The organism is Herbaspirillum rhizosphaerae (assembly GCF_046025915.1).
GTDB classification, from domain to species: domain Bacteria; phylum Pseudomonadota; class Gammaproteobacteria; order Burkholderiales; family Burkholderiaceae_D; genus Herbaspirillum; species Herbaspirillum rhizosphaerae_A.
Window position 1 is genome coordinate 55296 of sequence record NZ_JAQQFR010000005.1, and the last position, 21744, is coordinate 77039.

The window sequence follows — 21744 nt, forward strand, 5'->3', positions numbered from 1 at the left end:
GAGGGAAGCAGTAATCATGAAAACCAAGGGCATGCTTTGCATGCTGACGGCTGTGGCCGCCATTATCATCGCCATCACCGGCAACGCCAGCGCACAGCAGGGAAACACCCAGCATAAATATACCGATGACGCCATCGTCCGTGATCTGAAGGCCGGCAAGCTGACCGTGCGTGAAGCGCAAATCCTGCAGCAGCGGAACGATCAGGCTGCGGCAAAAACAGCACCTAAAGCTGCTGCGCCTGCCAATGCACCAAGATCGACAGCAAATAAGACGCATGCTGCCAAACCGGTAAAATCCGTAAAATCGGGTAAAGTCGGGAAGGAACCCAAGAAGAAAAGCAAAGCGCCCGTCAAGCATCTGACCAGCTCGCATGTCAAGCATGGCCAGCACGCTCCATCCGATCAGCACGCCCCGAAGAGCAAGGCCAAAACCAAGCCCCACCATGCAGCGGCCAAGGGCGAATCAGCCAAAGCAGCTAAGGCAGTCAAGCCGGTAAAGAAGAAGGACAAGGTCGAGAAAGACAAGACTGCCACCAGAAAGCCGGAGCCAGTCCGCAAAACTGCGGTGAAATACATCAGGTAATTCCTGAATAGACGGCGCTTGCCTACCGCTTAAAATGTGTCAACGCGAATCGAAAGCACAGCGTTAAACGAGGGCAAGCGGTCGTATGTAGAACGGATCCGCCGAAATGACGTGACGGATTCTGGATAACAAATCGTCAGCGCACTTGCAACGAACCAACTAAAGAGGAAAAAGATGAAACTGAATAAATTACTGGCAGCAGTCCTGGTCGCCGCTTTCGCAATGCCTGTTCTGGCTCAGAACGCACCTGCAGCAGCTCCAGGTGCACCAGCAGCAACTGCACCAGCAGCAGCGCCGGCCGCAAAGCCAGCACATTCCAAGCACAAGAAACACGCCAAGAAGCACAAAAAGCACAAGAAACACGCTAAGAAGAGCAAGAACAGCAAGCTGTATCAAGGCGCCTGATTTACCGGAGGGGGTTTTAGCCACGCAAGCCGTGATGGGGCCAGGTCGGAAGGAAACGAGACCGGTCTGATTCAGGTTGCAGGTTGACATCACCATTAACCCGTTTGGAGCGATCCGAACGGGTTTTTTTGCGTCCGTATTTGCGTTTGCACATCAAGACATGCCCCGGGCGCGTTGCAGACCATGATTGTGATAGGGCTTATCACGTATAATCATCGGTTCGCAACATCTTTTTTGCACCGTTTTCTTTACAGTCCTCGAACATGAACTCAGCCGAAATCCGCGACAAGTTTTTGAAATTCTTTGAATCCAAGGGACATACCGTCGTCCGTTCGTCCAGCCTTGTGCCGGGCAACGACCCGACCTTGTTATTTACCAATTCCGGCATGGTGCAGTTCAAGGACGTGTTCCTCGGCACCGACAAGCGCAACTATGTGCGCGCTACCTCCGTGCAGCGCTGCCTGCGCGCCGGCGGCAAGCACAACGATCTGGAAAACGTCGGCTATACCGCACGTCACCATACTTTCTTCGAAATGCTGGGCAACTGGTCTTTCGGCGACTATTTCAAGCACGACTCGCTGGTCTGGGCCTGGGAGCTGCTGACCAAGGTCTACGGCCTGCCGGCTGAAAAGCTGTGGGCGACCGTCTACGAAACCGACGACGAAGCCTACGACATCTGGCACAAGGTCATCGGCCTGCCGAAAGAGCGCATCGTGCGCATCGGCGACAACAAGGGCGCACCTTACGCGTCCGACAACTTCTGGCAAATGGCCGACACCGGCCCTTGCGGTCCTTGCTCGGAAATCTTCTACGACCATGGTCCTGACGTCTGGGGCGGTCCTCCGGGCAGCCCGGAGCAGGATGGCGACCGCTACATCGAAATCTGGAACAACGTGTTCATGCAGTTCGACCGCCAGATTGATCCGAAGACCGGTGAATACACGCTGACACCGCTGCCGGCGCCTTGCGTCGATACCGGCATGGGTCTGGAGCGCCTGGCTGCGATTCTGCAGCATGTGCACAGCAACTATGAAATCGATCTGTTCCAGAGCCTGATCAAGGCCGCCGCACGCGAGACCAATGTCTCCGATCTGGCAAACAATTCTCTGAAGGTCATCGCCGATCATATTCGTGCGACGTCCTTCCTGATCGTCGACGGCGTGATTCCTGGCAATGAAGGTCGCGGCTACGTGCTGCGCCGTATCATCCGCCGCGCGCTGCGTCACGGTCACAAGCTGGGCCAGACCAAGCCGTTCTTCTACAAGCTGGTCAAGGATCTGGTCGCCGAAATGGGCGCTGCTTATCCGGAACTGCCGGAAGCCGCGTCGCGTGTCGAACAAGTCCTCAAGCAGGAAGAAGAACGTTTCGGCGAGACGCTGGAACACGGCATGAAGATCCTCGAAGCAGCGCTGGCCAAGAACGCCACCAAGCTCGATGGCGAAACCGCTTTCACGCTATACGACACCTTCGGCTTTCCGCTGGATCTGACTGCCGATATTTGCCGCGAACGCAATGTCGAGCTGGACGAAACCGGTTTCGCGACCGCCATGGAACGTCAAAAATCGACTGCCCGCGCTGCCGGTAAATTCAAAATGGCTGCCGGTATCGAATACAGCGGCGACAAGACCAAGTTCGTCGGTTACGACTCACTGGCGCAGCAATCCAAGGTTGTTGCCCTGTACGTTGACGGTAGCGCAGTGACGAAGATCGAAGCCGGTCAAGACGCCATCGTCGTGCTCGATACGACACCGTTTTATGCTGAATCCGGCGGCCAGGCAGGCGATGCCGGTGTGTTGGAATCGTCGGGCGCGCTGTTTGCCGTGGCCGACACGCAAAAGATTCAACCCGAAGTATTCGGTCATCACGGTAGCCTGATCAAGGGTTCGCTGTCGGTGGGTGATTCCGTGGAAGCGAAGGTTGATGCAGAACAGCGCGAACAAACCAAGCGCAATCACTCGGCGACGCACTTGATGCACAAAGCATTGCGCGAAGTGCTGGGCAGCCACGTGGCGCAAAAGGGTTCCCTGGTCGACGCCGACAAGACGCGTTTCGATTTCAGCCACAACGCCCCCGTGAGCGCCGAAGAAATTCGTCGTGTCGAAGAAATCGTCAATCGCGAAATCCTCGCCAATGCTGCTACCGAAGCCAAGCTGATGGGCTTTGACGACGCCGTCGGCGCAGGTGCGATGGCCTTGTTCGGTGAGAAGTACGGCGACGAAGTGCGTGTGCTGTCGATCGGTTCTTCGCGTGAACTGTGCGGTGGTACGCACGTCTCGCGTACCGGCGATATCGGCTTGTTCAAGATTGTGGCCGAAGGCGGCGTGGCGGCCGGTATCCGCCGTGTTGAAGCCGTTACCGGTGAAAACGCACTGGCGTTGGTGCAATCGCTCAGCAACCGCGTCAACGAGGCTGCAGCAGCACTGAAGGCGCAGCCGGAAGAATTGATTGCGCGTATTGCTCAAGTGCAAGATCACGTCAAGTCGCTGGAAAAAGAACTGACCGCGCTGAAGTCCAAGCTGGCTTCCAATCAAGGCGATGAGTTGTTGACGCAAGCCGTCGACGTCAATGGCATCAAGGTGCTGGCCGCCACGCTGGAAGGTGCAGACGTCACCGCACTGCGCGAAACCATGGACAAGCTCAAAGACAAGCTGAAGACTGCCGCTATCGTGCTGGCATCCGTCAAGGACGGCAAGGTCAGCCTGATCGCTGGTGTAACTGCCGATGCAATATCCAAGGTCAAGGCGGGCGATCTGGTCAATTTTGTCGCGCAGCAAGTCGGCGGCAAGGGTGGTGGACGTCCCGACATGGCACAAGCCGGTGGCACTGATCCGAGTGGTTTGCCGAAGGCGCTGGAAGGCGTCGCGGCCTGGGTCGGCACGAAGGCTTAGGGGTTAAACGTCGTGAGCGACTTCAAGTTCTGTCCTGTCTGCGCCACATCGCTGGTCATGCGCGCGGACGAACAAGAGGCGGGCAAGCTGCGGCTTGCCTGTCCCGACGGCCATTGGACGCATTGGGATAACCCTTTGCCGGTACTGGCTGGCTTGGTCGAGATCAACGGTAAGATGTTGCTGGCACGCAATGCGGCGTGGCCAGAAGGTCGGTTTGCACTGATCACCGGCTTCATGGAGCGGGACGAAACCCCGGAACAAGGCATCGCACGGGAAATCAAAGAAGAAACCAATCTCGATGCCAACCAAATCACCCTGATCGGCGTTTACGAGTTCATGCGCAAGAATGAATTGATCATTGCGTATCACGTCAAGGCGACGGGTGAGATCAAGCTGTCTCCGGAATTGCTGGAGTACCGTCTGGTCGCGCCGCCGGACTTGCGGCCTTGGCCGGCAGGGACAGGATACGCGGTGGCAGACTGGATGCGGCGTCATGATTTGCCGGTACAGTTTGTCGAGTTTGCCGGTTCGTCCACTCCGCTAGTTTCTCCTGCACAAGCTTAGTGCGCTAAATACAACAGAGTATGTTGCGACGCACCAACAAGGTTCATGTTGGAGTAGAATTCTTGAACGATCACTAGGAATTTTAGATTCACGGTATGGTTATTGAATTTCACAGAGAGCTGGATGCACGGGGCCTGAATTGCCCGCTGCCGATACTGAAAACCAAGAAGGCCTTGGCCGATATGTCGAGCGGTCAGGTATTGCGTGTGACAGCCACAGACACCGGTTCGGTGCGCGACTTCCAGGCTTTTGCCAAACAGACAGGCAACGACTTGCTGTCACAATCGCAAGAGAATCAGGAATTTATTTTCTTCATGAAGCGTAAATAATTTACGCGTTATTGATGAGGTATTCCCGCTTGTGCTGCAGATAACGAGGCAGCTGGATCAGGTTGTAAATTAAGATACAAAAAAACGCCCGCTGATGCGGGCGTTTTTTATTGGTGCGCTGTGGTTCAGTGGAAGCGGCTGCCGATCTCCGGATGGAAACTCTCGGCACGTGCAATCGGCCAATATTTTTCATAGACCTGATAGCGGTAATTGCCGGTGATCAGATCGCCCGGTTCCAGATATTTGAGCATCTCGGACAGCAATTGAATTTCGTGATCGTTGATGCGATGAACGATGTGGAAAGCCCGTAGTGCCGAAGTATGCGGCAAGCCGGCTGCCTGTACCAATTCTTGCAATGCGTGCAGCGTGCTTTGATGGAAACGGTGCACGCGTTCTGCCTTGTCCGGGACGACCAGTGCGCGGGCGCGTGTTGGGTTCTGCGTCGCTACGCCGGTCGGGCAGCGGTCAGTGTGGCAGCTTTGCGATTGGATGCAGCCGAGCGCAAACATGAAGCCGCGCGCCGAGTTGCACCAGTCTGCGCCGATAGCCAGTGTGCGTGCAACGTCAAAGGCTGTGATGATCTTGCCGCTGGCGCCGATCTTGACGCGGTCGCGCATGCCAATGCCGACCAGTGTGTTGTGCACCATCAGCAAACCTTCTTGCAGCGGCATGCCGACGTGGTCGACGAATTCCAGCGGTGCTGCTCCGGTGCCGCCTTCAGAGCCGTCGACGGTGATGAAGTCGGGCACGATGTTGGTTTCCAGCATGGCCTTGGCGATGCCGAAGAATTCCCATGGATGGCCGACGCAAAGTTTGATGCCGGTAGGTTTGCCGCCCGACAGCGTGCGCAGCTTGTCGATGAATTGCAGCAGGCCGATCGGTGTCGAGAACGAAGAATGCACCGCCGGCGAAATGCAATCGATGCCCATCGGGATACCGCGCGTGGCGGAAATCTCCGGCGTGATCTTGGCTGCCGGCAGTACACCGCCGTGACCCGGCTTGGCACCTTGCGACAGCTTCACTTCAATCATCTTCACTTGCGGCGCATTGGCCTGCACAGCAAATTTTTCTTCATCGAAGCTGCCATCCGGATGACGGCAACCGAAATATCCCGAGGCGATCTGCCACACCAGATCGCCACCGAATTCCCGGTGATAAGCGGAGATCGATCCTTCGCCGGTATCGTGGGCGAAGTTACCTTTTTTTGCGCCTTGATTGAGCGCGCGGATGGCGTTGGATGACAACGATCCGAAGCTCATCGCCGAGACGTTGAAGACTGACATCGAATACGGTTGCGCAAGCCCTTCGCCGACAACGACGCGGAAGTCATGACTGGCAATTTTGGTCGGCGACAGCGAGTGGCCGATCCATTCGTAGCCGGCGACTTTGACGTCCAGTTCAGTGCCGAAAGGGCGGCTGTCGACATCGGCTTTGGCGCGTTGATAGACCACGCTGCGTTTTTTACGCGTGAACGGTGCGCCGTCGTTTTCGCCTTCAAAAAAGTACTGGCGGATTTCGGGGCGTATCGATTCGAACATGAATCGGAAATGCCCCATCAATGGGTAGTTGCGCAGCACGGCATGGCGGCGTTGAACGACATCGCGCACGCCGATGATGCTGAACGCCAGCGGCACGATGGCCCACCACCAGCTCACCATATGCCCTGATGCCAGGATGGCGAGTGCCAGCGTCAGAAAGAGTACGAACCATAAAACCAGGTAACGAGTTGCCCACATACCAGCATCCTTTTTGTTGTTTGTCAGGCGGTGTTGGGATTCTACTGCCGCCATTGCCCGCCTATAGGGCGAAAAGAGTGGTGTTTATTTCAATTCCAGTAGATTCGACTTTGCACCGTTGTGGTGCTGGGGTGCATTGCTTTGCTCGTGTTTTGTTTTGAACTGGGCGGGTGGAATGAAGATTGCATTGCCACACGGATACACATACCCGTGAGTTTGTCCCGCAGCCCCTAAATCGTTGAGTGGCATTGTTATTGCTAGTTGTTAGCAAAAAAGTACGCACCACTACCTAGGCGTCATGTAGTCCGTTTCTTCTCTCCGAATTTTCCTTTGCTGTTGCCCTTGGGCACTACTGATTGCGTAAACCCGTTTATATGAAGATTGTTGCTTCCTCAATTCCTCCGGACCATGACGCGGCAATTACCTCGATCGCGCGACCGCCGCGTTTGCTGGAAACTTTGCTCGCGAACCTGGACGGCATGGTCTATCGCTGCCGCGATGATGAACAATGGACAATGGAATTTGTCAGCGAGGGGTGCTTTGAACTGACGGGTTATCAACCGCAGGACTTGCTGTTCAATCACAGAATTTCATATGAAAACATTACCCATCCCGATGATCGTGATGCCGTTCGGCAAGTTATCCTTTCCTGTCTGACTGCCAAGCGTCGTTTTGAGATGGAATATCGCATCATCCGCGCCGATGGCGAAGTGCGCTGGGTCTGGGAGCGGGGCGTCGGAATTTACAATGCCGCCGGCACACTGGATGCGCTTGAAGGCTACGTGCAGGATGTGACGGCGCGCAAGGAGGCCGATCAGGCGCTATTGGAGGCGGAGCGGCGTTATCGCAGCATCTTTGAAAATGCCATCGAAGGTGTTTTTCAATCGACCACGGATGGTGGCTATATTGCTGTCAATCCGGCGCTGGCACGCATTTACGGTTATAAATCGCCGGAAGATCTCATCGTGAGCTTGCGCGACATCAAGCATCAGTTGTACGTCGAGCCGGAGCGCCGTACCGAATTCATGAAGATGATGGAGCAATTTGGTTCGGTGTCGAATTTTGAGTCACGCGTGTATCGTCGCGACGGAGAAATCATCTGGATCTCGGAAAACGCCCGTGCCGTGCACGATGATGCCGGCACGCTGATGTTTTACGAGGGCACCGTGGAGGCGATCACCGAGCGCAAGCTCTATGAAGCGGAAATTCGCCATCAAGCCACGCACGATGCGCTGACCGGTTTGCCTAACCGCACGATGCTGCACAATCATCTGCAGCGCGCAGTACAGAACTCGCGTCAGAAGGGTTCGCTGACGGCAGTGGTATTTGTGGATCTGGATCAGTTCAAATTCATCAATGACAGTCTGGGGCATCAGGTCGGCGACGAGTTGCTCAAGACGGTGGCGCAGCGCCTGGTGTCCTGCGTACGCGAAACCGACATGGTGGCGCGCCAGGGCGGCGACGAGTTCGTGCTGGTGCTGCAGAACCAGCCGGACGAAAGCAATATCACCGAAGTCCTGCAACGTATCCTGACCGCCGTGGCGCGGCCTTGGGTGGTGGGCGATCGCGAATTTCATATTACCTGCAGCATTGGTGTGAGCCGTTGCCCGACGGATGGTCGCGATGTGGAGACCTTGCTCAAGAACGCCGATTCCGCCATGTACAAGGCCAAGGAATTAGGGCGCAATAACTTCCAGTACTTTGCCGGCTGGATGGATGCACAGGTCAGCAACCGCCTGGAGATGCTGGTAAGCCTGCGGCGTGCGCTTGATCGCGACGAATTCAAGCTGTATTACCAGCCCAAGATCAGCCTGGCCAGTGGCCGCATTATCGGCGCTGAGGCGTTGATCCGCTGGATTTCGCCGGAACAGGGCCTGGTGCCGCCGGATCGCTTCATTCCTTTTGCGGAGGAGGCGGGTCTGATTGTGCCGATCGGTGAGTGGGTGTTGCGTACAGCCTGTGCGCAAAACAAGCTCTGGCAAGACGCCGGGCTCGCACCGATTCCGGTGGCGGTCAATCTGTCGCCGCGGCAACTCGATCAGAATCTGCCTGAATTCGTGCGCCAGGTGCTGGTCGAAAGTGGTCTCGCCGCTGCCTGGCTGGAATTGGAGATTACTGAAAATGTTGTCATGCGTGATGCCGAAAAGACCGTTGCGACCCTGAACGCGCTCAAGCGCCTGGGTTTGCAGGTGTCAGTGGACGATTTTGGTACCGGTTATTCCAGTCTCAGCTATTTACGCCGTTTTCCGGTCGATGCCTTGAAGATCGACAAGTCTTTCGTACGGGACATCGCACGCGATACGGACAGTGCCGCCATCGTTAAGGCGGTGATTTCTCTTGGTCATATCCTGAATCTGCGTGTCATCGCCGAAGGCGTGGAGGATCAGGAGCAATACAACTTCCTGCTGGAAAACGGCTGTGACGAAGTGCAGGGTTACCTGCTTGGCAAGCCGATGCCGGTGGAGGACTTCACGCGTCGACTGGAGCTGGAGATGCAAACCGGCTTTTCCTGAGAGGGTGAGTCGGGGCAATCCTGTTGACCGTTACCACCCGCAAACCAAGGCTGGGAGATGGTGGGGCAGCGCTCAGGCGACCGTCAGGCATCAGTGTGTAAATAATGTATGACGCTTGCAACGAAGCGACATTCGGTCTGGGCTTTGTGCTAAACTCCGCGCAGTATATTTTGCATTTTGCCTCCGGCCACCCGAAAACTCAGCTCGGCGCCGCTTGCAAGGTCAAAAGTTGAAATGGTGCGAGAATCTGGGAACTCAAGATTCTGTGTTCGCAACCAAGCCTTATTTTCCCGCTCATCTTCAACCTCCTATAAACGAGCGCCGGGAAGCAGCACCAACAGCATCAAAGCAGTATTTCAGGTTCAAGAGCCTGACAGCACCGTTGGCGCTGCGATGAAACTCAACCCGTGCAGCCAGGCTTCGCTTCGTTTTGGTCGAGCCCCTAAACTTTTGTTAAACAGTCGCACAAGAGTCGTACATGAATACTATTGAGGCCAAGAAAGTCCTCGAAACAGCATTGCTATGTGCTCACGAGCCATTATCAATCAACGATTTGAAGAAGCTTTATGTATCCGGTGAGGATGTCGAAAGCGAAATGACGTCAGATGCCATCCGGCAGATGTTGGAAGAGTTGCGTGAAGACTGGATTGACAAGGGTGTGGAAGTTGTCAGTTTGTCGACAGGCTGGCGCTTTCAAAGTCGAGCCGAGATGAAGATCTATCTGGATCGTCTGAATCCGGAAAAGCCGCCGAAATACACTCGCGCTACGCTGGAAACACTGGCCATCATCGCGTATCGCCAGCCGGTGACACGCGGCGACATCGAAGAAATTCGCGGTGTCACGGTCAGTTCGCAAACCGTACGCCTGCTGGAAGATCGCGGCTGGATCGAAGCCATCGGCCATCGCGACGTGCCGGGACGTCCGGCCTTGTTTGCAACGACCAAGCGTTTTCTGGATGACCTCGGCTTGACCTCGCTGGATCAGTTGCCGCCATTGCGCACTGTTACCAAGGAAGGTGTTGTCGATCCGGGCGCGTTGCTGGAGTTGCAAGCTCTGGAAGCCGGAATGCAGGCCAGCCTGATTGCCGAAGGTGAGGCGGCTGAGGGCGACGCTGAGGAGATTGCAAGTGCCGAAGCTGCGACAGCTGAATTGGACCAGGTCGAGCAAACTGCTGAAAATACAGAAACGGTTGAACTTGCCGACGCTGAAAGCGCCATAGCAACAACCGACGGCGATATGATTGCAGAGGTTGCCGAGGCGGCTGATGTTGATAGCGATGCTGAAAAGAATGCGGAAGAAGTTTCCGGGGAAGAAATCGAGAACGACGTGGATGCGATTGCACCAAGCGTTGCCAACTACGAAGAAGTGCAGGTCGAAAGCCCTGCGTCTGCTGAAGAAATTCACACCAAGGACCCTGCCTCCGGTCATGCAAATGACGCCGCGCCCGGTCTGAATAACCACGATTCAAATAATGAAACCATCTAGTTCCAACGATGAGAAGCAGGTAGACCTCTTTGGTGCTGCCGCGGACAATGCCGACACTGCTGCTGCCAAACCGGCTGCGCGCAAGCGGACCAAAAAGGTAGTCGCCGACGAGCCTGTCGCCGAAGAAGTTGCACCGGTCAAGAAGGCTACCGTCAAAAAGACGGTGACTAAAAAAGCCGCTGCGGAGAAAGCTGCGGCTGATGTTGCTGCACCAGTTACCGCTGCTGCGGTTGCCGAGGCCGCGCCCGCTGGTGAAGTCGCTGCGCCGAAGAAGCGCGCGACCCGCGCCAAGAAGCCTGCGGCTGATGCTGCTGCGGAACCCGCGCCCGTCGCCGCCTCTGCTCCTGTCGCGCCCGCTGCTGCGCCGGAAGCGCCGAAAGTTATCGTGACTATCGGCGAAGAAGTGACTGCTGCTCCTGTTTTGCTGGATGCGCCTGCCGACAATGCGCGCACCAAGCCTGCTCGACGTGGCGTGCGCGGACCGCGTGCCTTGCGTAACAACCGCGCTGCCCAGCGTGCCGCGGAAAGCAGCGAAGCCCCTCCCGTCAATTCGGCGGTTGCCGATGCTGCTGTTTCTCACGGTGCCGGTGATGCCAATGCGCCGGTTCCTGTTGCTGATCAGGCCATGGCTGAGTCTCGTCGTGATGGTCAAGGTCAGGGCCAGGATCGCAATCGTCAGCAAAAGGGCAAGAAGCCATTCGCCAAAGGCGGCAAGCCGAAGGCGCCGCAACTGGGTTTGCGCTCGCATGACGCAGGCGACGATATTTTCTCGTTTGTCACTTCAGATGCGTACGACAAGGAAGACGGCGCCAAAGGTGGTGCTCGCGGTCATCAACTGCGCGGCAAGAACGGTCGTCGCGATCTGACCTCCGAGGACGACGCGCCCAAGCTGCACAAGGTACTGGCTGATTCCGGCCTCGGTTCGCGCCGCGATATGGAAGAGCTGATCGTTGCCGGCCGCGTGTCGGTCAACGGTGAGCCTGCGCATATCGGTCAGCGTATTCTGCCGACCGATCAGGTGCGTATCAACGGCAAGTTGCTGCAGCGCAAAGTCAGCAAAAAGCCGCCACGCGTACTGGTCTATCACAAGCCTGCCGGTGAAATCGTCAGTCATAACGATCCTGAAGGCCGTCCATCGGTTTTTGATCGCCTGCCGAACATGAAGGCTGCGAAATGGCTGGCTGTCGGCCGTCTCGACTTCAACACCGAAGGTCTGTTGCTGTTTACAACCTCCGGCGACCTCGCCAATCGCCTGATGCATCCGCGCTACAACATTGAGCGTGAATACGCCGTGCGTACGCTGGGTGAGCTCGAACAAGGCATGCGTCAGAAGCTGTTGCACGGCGTTGAGTTGGACGACGGCGTGGCGCAATTCTCCAAGATCGCCGACGGCGGCGGTGAGGGTGTGAACAAGTGGTACCGCGTAACGATTGGCGAAGGCCGCAATCGCGAAGTGCGCCGCATGTTTGAGGCTATCGGTCTGACTGTTTCGCGTCTGATCCGTACCCGCTACGGCATGATGATGTTGCCGCAAGGTCTCAAGCGCGGTCGCTGGGAAGAATTGGAAGAAAACGCCGTGCGCGGCATGCTGGCAGCTTGTGGCCTGGAAAAAGTCGGTGGCGACGCCCCGGCCGGTAATGGCAATGGCAAGGGTCGCGGCAATAGCGCGAATGGCAATAATGGCAATAATGGCAACAGCAACGGCCAGCCGCGCAGCAACGCCAATGCCAATCCTATGCAGCAAAAAGGTCCGCGCCGCGAACCGTGGCAGGGTCAAGGTCAGGGGCCTCGTCAGGGGCAAGGCCAAGGTCAGGGTCAGGGCGGTCGTCCGCAGCAAAACAAGCCGCGTCAGCCGGATCCTTTGCAGACCGCGCTGGGCTTCCCGGATGCTGGTCAGCGTCGTCAAAACCGTCCGCAACGCAGTGGTGGCATGGCCGGTCAGGGCATGGGCGCAGGTGGTATGCCGCGTCGGCGACGCGGGTAAGTCTTTGATTGCTCGGGAATTTCTTTTGTGAAATATCGGGCTGTCTGGGGTATGTCCGGCAATCTTGAATTGCCGGACATACCGTAATCGGTTATAATGCGCAAGTTAACGGGGTAATTCACGGCAAATAATGCACCGTGAATCGGCTTGCAGTTGAATAAACGATAAGAACGATGGGCAGATGCCCATTTTTTTTTTGCTGAACAAATTGATGTATCTGTGTCGCGAAGTAAGGCGCGCAGAAAAGAAGGCGGAGAGATTTCCTTGCAATTGCTGGATTTGATTGAAACCACCCTGTCGGGGATGGGCTACGAACTGGTTGACCTCGAGAAGGCACCGCGCGGTCTCGTGCGCGTGTTTATCGATTTCCCGTTTGAAGATGCCGACAAGGGGCCGATCACGGTCGAGGATTGCGAGAAGGTTACACATCAGTTGCTGCACGTCTTTACGGTCGAAAACGTCGATTACGAGCGACTGGAAGTATCGTCGCCGGGACTGGATCGTCCGCTGAAGAAGCTGAGCGACTATGTGCGTTTTGCTGATCAGGAAGCTGTCATCAAGCTGCGCCTGCCGATGGCAAGTGCGGCTAATCGCAAGTCGTTTCAAGGCATCTTGCGTGCTCCTGAGGGCGAGAACTTAAAACTGGAATTTGAAGCAAACGATGGGTCGGCAGCGGTGTTGGATTTCACACTCGCCGATGTGGATAAGGCACGCCTGGTGCCGAAAGTGGATTTTAGGAGTCGCAAAGCATGAGTCGCGAAGTTTTGTTATTGGTCGATGCGCTGGCGCGCGAAAAGAACGTCGATAAAGATGTGGTCTTCGGAGCACTGGAGCATGCCCTCGCGCAAGCTACCAAGAAGCGCTACGAAGGCGAAGTCGACATCCGTGTGTCGATCGACCGCGAAAGCGGCGAATTTGAATCGTTCCGCCGCTGGCACGTGGTGCCTGACGAAGCCGGCCTGCAATTGCCTGACCAGGAAGTGTTGCATTTCGAAGCCAAAGAACAAATTCCCGATATCGCCGTTGATGAATACATCGAAGAGCCGATTGAGTCGGTTGAGTTTGGCCGTCGCTTCGCGCAAGACACCAAGCAAGTCGTCCTGCAACGCATCCGCGACGCTGAGCGCGAACAGATTCTGGCTGACTTCCTGGAGCGCGGCGATTCGCTGGTGACAGGTACTATCAAGCGCATGGAACGCGGTGATGCAATCGTCGAGTCCGGCAAGATCGAAGCGCGTTTGCCACGCGACCAGACGATTCCAAAGGAAAATCTGCGTATCGGCGACCGTGTCCGTGCTTACATCCTGCGTATCGACCGTAATGCACGCGGCCCGCAAGTGATCCTGTCGCGTACGGCTCCTGAGTTCATCATGAAGCTGTTCGAACTGGAAGTGCCGGAAATCGAACAAGGTTCGCTGGAAATCAAGTCGGCTGCACGTGACCCTGGCGTTCGCGCCAAGATTGCCGTCTTCACCAGCGACAAGCGCATCGATCCTATCGGTACCTGTGTCGGTATGCGCGGTTCGCGCGTGCAGGCTGTGACCGGTGAGCTGGGCGGTGAGCGCGTCGATATCGTGTTGTGGTCGGAAGATCCGGCGCAATTCGTGATCGGTGCACTGGCTCCTGCCAATGTTTCCTCGATCGTCGTGGATGAAGAAAAACACGCCATGGACGTCGTCGTGGACGAAGAAAATCTGGCGATTGCGATTGGTCGCGGCGGTCAGAACGTGCGTCTGGCAGCTGAGCTGACCAACTGGCAGATCAACATCATGACAGCGGAAGAGTCGGCCGATAAGTCGGCGCAGGAAACTGCAGCGATTCGCATCCTGTTCATGGAAAAGCTGGACGTCGATCAGGAAGTCGCAGACATCCTGGTGGAAGAAGGTTTTGCCAGCCTGGAAGAAATCGCTTACGTGCCGATCAACGAAATGCTCGAGATCGAGTCTTTCGATGAAGACACCGTCAACGAACTGCGCAACCGTGCACGCGATGCACTGGTGACCGAAGCGATTGCTTCCGAAGAAGGTTTGGAAGGCATGGACGAAGCGCTGATCAATTTCGAAGGAATGGATCGCGTTGTTGCCGGCAAGCTTGGCCTGGCCGGTGTCAAGACCGTGCCTGCTTTTGCCGCACTGGCATACGACGAATTCGGCGCCATCCTGGCGTTGTCGGCCGAGCGTGCGCGCCAACTGATTGAAAATGAATTTGAAGATGTGACCGACGATGAAATGAAGCTCATCGATGCTAAATACGACGAGCGTGCCAAGGCATTGCAAGCCAAAGCATGGAGTACCGCGGAAGCGAAGCAATAAGCTCCCGCGTACCCACATCATCTGCCGAGCCACATAGAAAAGAGGACTGAATGGCAAGTAACAACGTAGCCCAATTTGCCACCGAGCTGAAAATGCCGGCGGATTTGCTACTGACCCAGCTGCGATCTGCCGGAGTTGAAAAAAGCTCCGAGTCCGATCCTTTGTCAAAAGAAGACAAGGACCGTCTCCTGGAGCATCTGCGTCGCGTGCGCGGAGCAGCTCCGGAAGGCGAAAAGAAAAAAATTACGCTGACCCGTAAAGAAACGACTGAAATCAAGCAAGCTGATTCCACCGGCAAGTCGCGCACGATTCAAGTGGAAGTGCGCAAGAAACGCACTTTCATCAAGCGTGACGAACCTGCGGAAGAAGTCACTGCTGTTGCGGCGGTTGTACCTGCAACGGATCCGGCTGAAATTGAACGTCGTGCTGAAGAGGCGCGTCTTCACGCCGAGCTGATTGCCCGTCAGGAAGCTGATTTGCGCGAGAAGCAAGAACGTCTGGCGCAACTCGAAGCGGAGAAAGTTCAGCAAGCCAAGGCTGCTGAAGTCGAGGCGAAAAAAGCTGAGCAAGAAGCCAAGCAGGCTGCGGCGGAAGAAGCCAAGCAGGCTGCTGCGGAAGCGGCTGAAAAAGCTAAGGCAGATTCCGGTGTCAGCACTGCAGCACCTGTCGCGAAACCTGTAGAAGATACTGCTGCAGAAGAGAAAAAACGCGCTGCTGCCGAAGAAGCCAAGAAGAAGGCTGCTCAGGTCGCCAAAGAAGCTACAGAACGCGCCGCTGCTGCCGAGCGCGCCCGTAAGGCTGTGGAAGACGAAGTCGCTCAGATCAAGGCCATGATGAATGCGCCGCGTCGTGTGGTGAAGGCTCCTGAGCCTGCCCCGGCACCTGCTGCGACCAAGACATCCGAAGGCACCTTGCACAAGCCGGCTGATAAAAAGCCTGGTGAGAAGAAAGACGACAAGAAGGCGCCTGTCGCCGTCGACAAGAAGTCGATCAAGTCGGCCAATGTCTCGTCGACCTGGCAAGACGATGCTGCCAAGAAGCGCGGTACCGGCATGAAGACACGCGGCAACACCGGCACTGGTGGCCGTGATGGCTGGCGCGCTGGTCCGAAGGGCCGCCGCAATTCGCATCACGACGACCATGAAAGCAATTTCCAGGCACCGACTGAAGCGGTCATCAAGGACGTGCACGTTCCGGAAACCATCACTGTCGCTGAAATCGCGCACAAGATGTCGGTCAAGGCTTCCGAAGTCATCAAGCATCTGATGAAGCTGGGCCAGATGGTCACCATCAACCAGGTTCTGGATCAGGAAACCGCCATGATCGTGGTGGAAGAAATGGGTCATCGCGCTCATCCTGCCAAGCTGGACGATCCTGAAGCATTGCTGGAAGAAGGCGTTGAGCATCCGGACGCAGAAATGTTGCCACGCGCACCGGTTGTTACCGTCATGGGTCACGTTGACCATGGTAAAACCTCGCTGCTGGATTACATCCGTCGCGCCAAGGTTGCATCCGGCGAAGCTGGCGGCATTACTCAGCATATCGGCGCATACCACGTGGAAACACCGCGCGGCATGATCACCTTCCTCGACACTCCGGGCCACGAAGCGTTTACCGCAATGCGTGCCCGTGGCGCCAAGGCGACCGACATCGTTATTCTGGTGGTGGCAGCCGACGACGGCGTGATGCCGCAAACCAAGGAAGCAATCGCTCACGCGAAGGCTGGTGGTGTACCGCTGGTTGTGGCGATCAATAAGATCGACAAGCAAGGCGCCAATCTGGATCGCGTCAAGCAGGAACTGGTCGCTGAAGGCGTCGTGCCTGAAGAATACGGTGGCGAATCGCCATTCATCTCCGTGTCTGCGAAGACCGGCGAAGGCATCGACTCCCTGCTGGAAAACGTGTTGCTGCAAGCCGAAGTGCTGGAGTTGAAAGCTGCTGTTGACGTCCCGGCTAAGGGCCTGGTCATCGAAGCCAAGCTCGACAAGGGTCGCGGTCCGGTGGCAACGATTCTGGTGCAGTCCGGTACGCTGAAGCGCGGCGACGTGGTGCTGGCAGGTTCGGCCTACGGTCGTGTCCGTGCGATGCTGGACGAAAGCGGCAAGAGCATTACCGAAGCCGGTCCGTCGATCCCTGTTGAAATTCAGGGTCTGACTGAAGTGCCGAGCGCCGGTGAAGAAGTACTGGTCATGACGGATGAGCGCAAAGCGCGCGAAATCGGCCTGTTCCGCCAAGGCAAGTTCCGCGACGTCAAGTTGGCCAAGCAGCAAGCCGCGAAGCTGGAAAACATGTTCGAACAGATGGCCGAAGGCGAGGTCAAGAACCTGCCGATGATCATCAAGACCGACGTGCAAGGTTCGCAAGAAGCGCTGGTGCAATCGCTGCAAAAACTGTCCACCGCCGAAGTGCGTGTTCAGGTGGTGCATGCAGCAGTCGGTGGTATTTCCGAAAACGACGTCAACCTCGCGGTGGCATCGAAGGCGGTCATCATCGGCTTCAACACCCGTGCCGACGCATCTGCCCGTAAGCTGGCCGAAGCCAATGGCGTCGACATCCGCTACTACAACATCATTTACGATGCTGTGGACGAAGTAAAAGCGGCGATGTCGGGCATGCTGGCACCGGAGAAGCGCGAACAGGCCTTGGGTCTGGTCGAGATTCGCCAGGTGTTCGTGGTCAGCAAGGTCGGTTCGATTGCAGGTTGCTACGTGCTGGAAGGTCTCGTCAAGCGAGGTTCCTCGGTACGTCTGTTGCGCAACAACGTGGTCTTGTGGACCGGCGAGCTGGATTCGCTCAAGCGCTTCAAGGACGACGTCAAGGAAGTCAAATCGGGCTTCGAGTGCGGTCTGTCGTTGAAGAACTACAACGATATCCAGGAAGGCGATCAGCTGGAGATTTTCGAAGTACAGGAAGTCGCACGTACTTTGTAATCCGCAAGCAACAAGAAGGGCGGGCAGTCTGGCATTAAGCCGGATGCCTGCCCGGTTTCATTCAGGTTTCACGAAATTCAACAATTGCAGTTCAATGCCGGCCAAGTCTGACGTGGTGCAATTATCGAGAGATATTGCCGCGCAGGGCGAGTCGGCCGAGGTCAGTTTCTCAGCATGGCAAAACACAGTAAATCCATTCCAGGGCGCGGTCTGCGCGTCGCCGATCAGATTCAGCGCGATCTGTCGGAAATCATCGCATTCGAGTTGAAAGACCCGCGTGTGGGGATGGTCACGATCACTGAAGTGCAAGTGACGCCGGACTATGCGCATGCCAAGATTTTCTTTACGACGTTGAAAGACGACAAGCAGGCTATTCAGGATACGCTTACCGGCCTGTCCAAGGCTTCCGGTTTCCTGCGTGGTCAATTGGGCCGCCGTCTGAGTATTCATACATTGCCTGACTTACATTTTGTGCACGATAACTCGACTGTGCGCGGCATCGAAATGTCGCGTCTGATCGACGAGGCTAACGCCACGCGTGCCAAGGATGCCGACGAAAACTGAGTTTTTCACGATGGCCTGATGCTTCAGAGTGAAGCACGCCATCGCCGCATCGATCGACGATTTCTCCGGATTTGACACACATGGCGCATTCTTCGCCTTCGCAACCTCGCCCTCCCAAGATTCCGCGCGTGCCCGTACATGGTGTGCTGCTGCTGGATAAATCAGTGGGCTGGTCCAGTAATGACGCATTGATCAAAGCCAAGCGCCTGCTCAACGCGCTAAAGGCTGGGCATACCGGTACGCTTGATCCATTTGCGACCGGCTTGCTGCCTTTGTGCTTCGGCGAGGCGACCAAGTTTTCGCAGGACTTGCTGGAAGCGGACAAGACCTATGAGGCGTTTGTCCATCTGGGTATCGTCACCAATACCGGCGACACCGAAGGTGAGGTGCTCAGCACCAAGCCCGTTGATGTCAGCCTTGCGCAGATCGAGTCGGCGTTGCAGCAGTTTCGCGGCGAGATTTCGCAGGTGCCGCCGATGCATTCCGCGCTCAAGCGCGACGGCAAGCCTTTATACGAATATGCGCGCGCAGGTATCACGCTGGAGCGTGAAGCACGCAAGGTGACGATTCATCAGTTGGAGCTGCTCGGCTATGAAGCGCCTTTTTTGCGTATCCGTGTGATGTGCAGCAAGGGCACCTATATTCGCGTGCTTGGCGAAGATATCGGCGCATTGCTTGGTTGCGGCGCCCACTTGAATCAATTGCGCCGTACCGGTGTCGGTGCGTTGACGCTGGAGGGCAGCGTAACGCTGGATCAGTTCATCGCCTTCGAAGATAGCGAGCGCGCACAAGCTTTGCTGCCGGTGGATGGTTTGCTGACGACATTTCCGGCGGTGATGCTGACGGATGTGCTGACCGAGCGTTTTTTGCACGGACAGCGTCTGGCGCTTGGCAAGGAAGGTATTGCATTGCCCGCAGAATCAGGCCGGGCAAGGGTTTATCAGGAAAGTAACGGGCGCCTTCTGGGCACCGGTTTAATGCAGGAATTCGGCATACTGGCGCCGGAAAGGCTGATTTCGACTTTGTCGAACTAGCGGCTCATAGCAGCAGTAATTGCGGTACTCGCCAGTTGGAATGAAAGTACAGCAACTCTTTGAAATTATTAGGCTTTTTAAAGTTCGTGCGTCGCAGCATGTTATAATGCGCGCCTCTCAGGATTCGGCAGACCAACTTAACTCAATCATGTCAAACAATAAACGCGCTATTCGCAACATCGCCATCATCGCCCACGTTGACCATGGCAAAACCACCCTCGTCGACCAATTGCTGCGCCAGTCCGGTACTTTCCGCGACAACCAGCAGGTTGATGCCCGCGTGATGGATTCGAACGATATCGAAAAAGAACGCGGCATTACCATTCTGTCGAAGAACTGCGCCGTGGAATACAAGGGTACGCACATCAACATCGTCGATACCCCAGGCCACGCCGACTTCGGCGGTGAAGTGGAGCGCGTGCTGTCGATGGTCGACAGCGTGTTGTTGCTGGTTGATGCGCAAGAAGGTCCGATGCCGCAAACGCGTTTCGTGACGCGCAAGGCGCTGGCGCTGGGTCTGAAGCCTATCGTTGTGGTCAACAAGATCGATCGCGAAAACGCTGATCCGCAAAAGGCAGTCAACGCGACTTTCGAACTGTTCGACAAGCTCGGTGCAACCGACGAGCAACTGGATTTCCCAATCGTGTACGCATCCGGCTTCAAGGGCTACGCAGGTCTGGAAGATACCGTTCGTGACGGCAATATGGAGCCGCTGTTCGACGCGATCCTGGAACACGTTCCTGCGCGTGAAGATGACCCGGATGGTCCGCTGCAACTGCAAATCACTTCGCTGGAATACTCTTCCTACGTCGGCAAGATCGGCGTTGGCCGTATCCTGCGCGGTCGCGTCAAAGCACTGCAAGACGTGATCTGGATGAACGGTCCCGATGACAAGCCAACCAAGGCACGTATTAATCAAGTGCTGACTTTCCGCGGTCTGGATCGCGTGATCGTTGACGAGGCACTTGCCGGCGACATCGTCTTGATCAACGGTATTGAAGAAATCAGCATTGGCTCGACCATCTGTGCTCCGGATTCGCCGGAAGGCCTGCCGATGCTCAAGATTGACGAGCCGACACTGACCATGAACTTCATGGTTAACAATTCGCCGCTGGCCGGCCGCGAAGGCAAGTTCGTGACGACACGTCAGATTCGTGATCGTCTGGATCGCGAACTGAAAGCCAACATGGCGCTACGCGTCGTTCAAGCTGAAAACGACGACTCGACCTACGAAGTGTCGGGTCGCGGCGAGTTGCATCTGACGATTCTGATCGAAAACATGCGTCGCGAAGGCTACGAGCTGGCCGTGTCGCGCCCACGCGTCGTGTTCAAGATGGTGGATGGCGTGCGCCACGAGCCGTATGAAAACCTGACCGTCGACGTCGAAGAAACCAGCCAGGGCGGTGTCATGGAAGAACTGGGTCGTCGTCGCGGCGATCTGCAAAATATGGAACCGGACGGCAAGGGTCGTGTTCGTCTGGAATACCGTATTCCTGCACGTGGCCTGATCGGCTTCCAGGGCGAATTCATGACGCTGACGCGCGGTACCGGCTTGATGAGCCACGTGTTCGACGAATACGCTCCTGTTGACAACAGCAAGGGCGAACTTGGTGGCCGTCGTAATGGCGTGCTGATTTCGCAAGACGACGGTGCTGCCGTTGCTTACGCGATCTGGAAACTGCAAGACCGCGGCCGTATGTTCGTCAGCCACAATGATCCGGTCTACGAAGGCATGATCATCGGTATTCACTCGCGCGACAACGATCTGGTCGTGAACCCGATCAAGGGCAAGCAATTGACCAACGTTCGCTCGTCGGGTACCGACGAAGCCGTGCGCCTGGTGCCGCCTATCGAAATGTCGCTGGAATACGCTGTTGAATTCATCGACGACGACGAACTGGTTGAAGTCACACCGAAGAGCATTCGCCTGCGCAAGCGTTTCCTGAAGGAACATGAGCGTAAAAAGGCATCCCGCGACGCGTAATGTAAGTTGCGTCAGCGGCGTGACAGTCCGGACACAGTTTGCTGTTGTCCTGGCTGGAAGGGCGGAGATGGGGCATTTTGTTAGTTTGCGAGTTGTTGATATTGGATTTGTGAATATCTGATATCAGCACAATAAAGCAGACAGTTATGATGCGGTGCCATATAGTTACACCTGTCTCCTCCAATTTCCTCCTAAAGAATTGGATTTAAGCCCGCAACCGAAAGGTGAGCGGGTTTTTTTTTGCCCCGATATTTTTTACGGCAATCTCTTGCAGACAGGCGCTTACGCCGCCATTCTCAGATTGCCGTTGTAGAAAAGTGATGTCATTTCCCTACAGTTTTAGCCAGATTTTTATCTGAGCACCGAAATTGTGCGATGCGAAATGACTAATGCTGGTTTGTGGTGCAGAATCACCCCCGCAGTATAAAAATC

The 21744-nt window shown here is 56.1% G+C and carries 15 protein-coding genes; 14 read left to right on the forward strand and 1 reads right to left on the reverse strand.

Annotation, left to right across the window (positions count from 1 at the left end; genetic code table 11):
- Positions 1–16: 16 nt before the first annotated feature.
- The 5 genes from PQR63_RS09015 to PQR63_RS09035 all read left to right on the forward strand — a co-directional run bounded on the left by PQR63_RS09015 (position 17) and on the right by PQR63_RS09035 (position 4769).
- Entirely contained in the window at positions 17–583 is a 567-nt protein-coding gene (locus PQR63_RS09015) for a hypothetical protein (protein WP_408167517.1), read from the forward strand.
- 174 nt (positions 584–757) lie between these two features.
- Positions 758–988 (forward strand): hypothetical protein, encoded by a 231-nt coding sequence (locus PQR63_RS09020; protein WP_094562859.1) that lies wholly within the window; start codon positions 758–760, stop codon positions 986–988.
- 263 nt (positions 989–1251) lie between these two features.
- Positions 1252–3876 carry an alanine--tRNA ligase gene (gene alaS / locus PQR63_RS09025; protein WP_408167518.1) on the forward strand — a complete coding sequence of 875 codons (2625 nt, stop codon included), beginning with the start codon at positions 1252–1254 and terminating at the stop codon, positions 3874–3876.
- Positions 3877–3888: 12 nt separating this feature from the next.
- Complete coding sequence (locus PQR63_RS09030) at positions 3889–4440, forward strand: NUDIX domain-containing protein (protein ID WP_408167519.1); 552 nt, start codon at positions 3889–3891, stop codon at positions 4438–4440.
- 95 nt (positions 4441–4535) lie between these two features.
- Positions 4536–4769, forward strand: a complete 234-nt coding sequence (locus tag PQR63_RS09035; RefSeq protein WP_007876134.1) for a sulfurtransferase TusA family protein — start codon at positions 4536–4538, stop codon at positions 4767–4769.
- A gap of 125 nt (positions 4770–4894) precedes the next feature.
- Here the strand turns inward: PQR63_RS09035 and PQR63_RS09040 are convergent, their stop codons facing one another.
- Positions 4895–6505: an FMN-binding glutamate synthase family protein gene (locus tag PQR63_RS09040; protein ID WP_408167520.1), complete on the reverse strand. Its 1611-nt coding sequence runs from the start codon at positions 6503–6505 to the stop codon at positions 4895–4897.
- A gap of 374 nt (positions 6506–6879) precedes the next feature.
- Between PQR63_RS09040 and PQR63_RS09045 the strand changes: the two genes are divergently transcribed.
- From PQR63_RS09045 to typA, 9 genes are all read left to right on the forward strand, one after another.
- Positions 6880–9018 carry a putative bifunctional diguanylate cyclase/phosphodiesterase gene (locus PQR63_RS09045; RefSeq protein ID WP_408167521.1) on the forward strand — a complete coding sequence of 713 codons (2139 nt, stop codon included), beginning with the start codon at positions 6880–6882 and terminating at the stop codon, positions 9016–9018.
- Positions 9019–9496: 478 nt separating this feature from the next.
- Positions 9497–10504 (forward strand): SMC-Scp complex subunit ScpB, encoded by a 1008-nt coding sequence (gene scpB / locus PQR63_RS09050; protein ID WP_408167522.1) that lies wholly within the window; start codon positions 9497–9499, stop codon positions 10502–10504.
- Entirely contained in the window at positions 10491–12488 is a 1998-nt protein-coding gene (gene rluB, locus PQR63_RS09055; protein WP_408167524.1) for a 23S rRNA pseudouridine(2605) synthase RluB, read from the forward strand. Before scpB ends, rluB begins: the two co-directional genes overlap by 14 nt.
- A gap of 264 nt (positions 12489–12752) precedes the next feature.
- Positions 12753–13241: a ribosome maturation factor RimP gene (gene rimP / locus PQR63_RS09060; RefSeq protein WP_094562866.1), complete on the forward strand. Its 489-nt coding sequence runs from the start codon at positions 12753–12755 to the stop codon at positions 13239–13241.
- Positions 13238–14800 (forward strand): transcription termination factor NusA, encoded by a 1563-nt coding sequence (gene nusA / locus PQR63_RS09065; protein WP_094562867.1) that lies wholly within the window; start codon positions 13238–13240, stop codon positions 14798–14800. Before rimP ends, nusA begins: the two co-directional genes overlap by 4 nt.
- Before the next feature lie 50 nt (positions 14801–14850).
- Positions 14851–17730 carry a translation initiation factor IF-2 gene (infB, locus tag PQR63_RS09070; protein WP_408167526.1) on the forward strand — a complete coding sequence of 960 codons (2880 nt, stop codon included), beginning with the start codon at positions 14851–14853 and terminating at the stop codon, positions 17728–17730.
- Positions 17731–17904: 174 nt separating this feature from the next.
- On the forward strand, positions 17905–18294 hold the full coding sequence (gene rbfA / locus PQR63_RS09075; RefSeq protein ID WP_408167527.1) for a 30S ribosome-binding factor RbfA: 390 nt from the start codon (positions 17905–17907) through the stop codon (positions 18292–18294).
- Positions 18295–18374: 80 nt separating this feature from the next.
- Positions 18375–19328, forward strand: coding sequence for a tRNA pseudouridine(55) synthase TruB (truB, locus tag PQR63_RS09080; RefSeq protein ID WP_408167528.1), 954 nt, complete (start codon positions 18375–18377; stop codon positions 19326–19328).
- Positions 19329–19476: 148 nt separating this feature from the next.
- A complete protein-coding gene (gene typA, locus PQR63_RS09085; RefSeq protein ID WP_408167529.1) occupies positions 19477–21312 on the forward strand; it encodes a translational GTPase TypA in 1836 nt (611 codons plus the stop codon).
- Positions 21313–21744 lie beyond the last annotated feature (432 nt).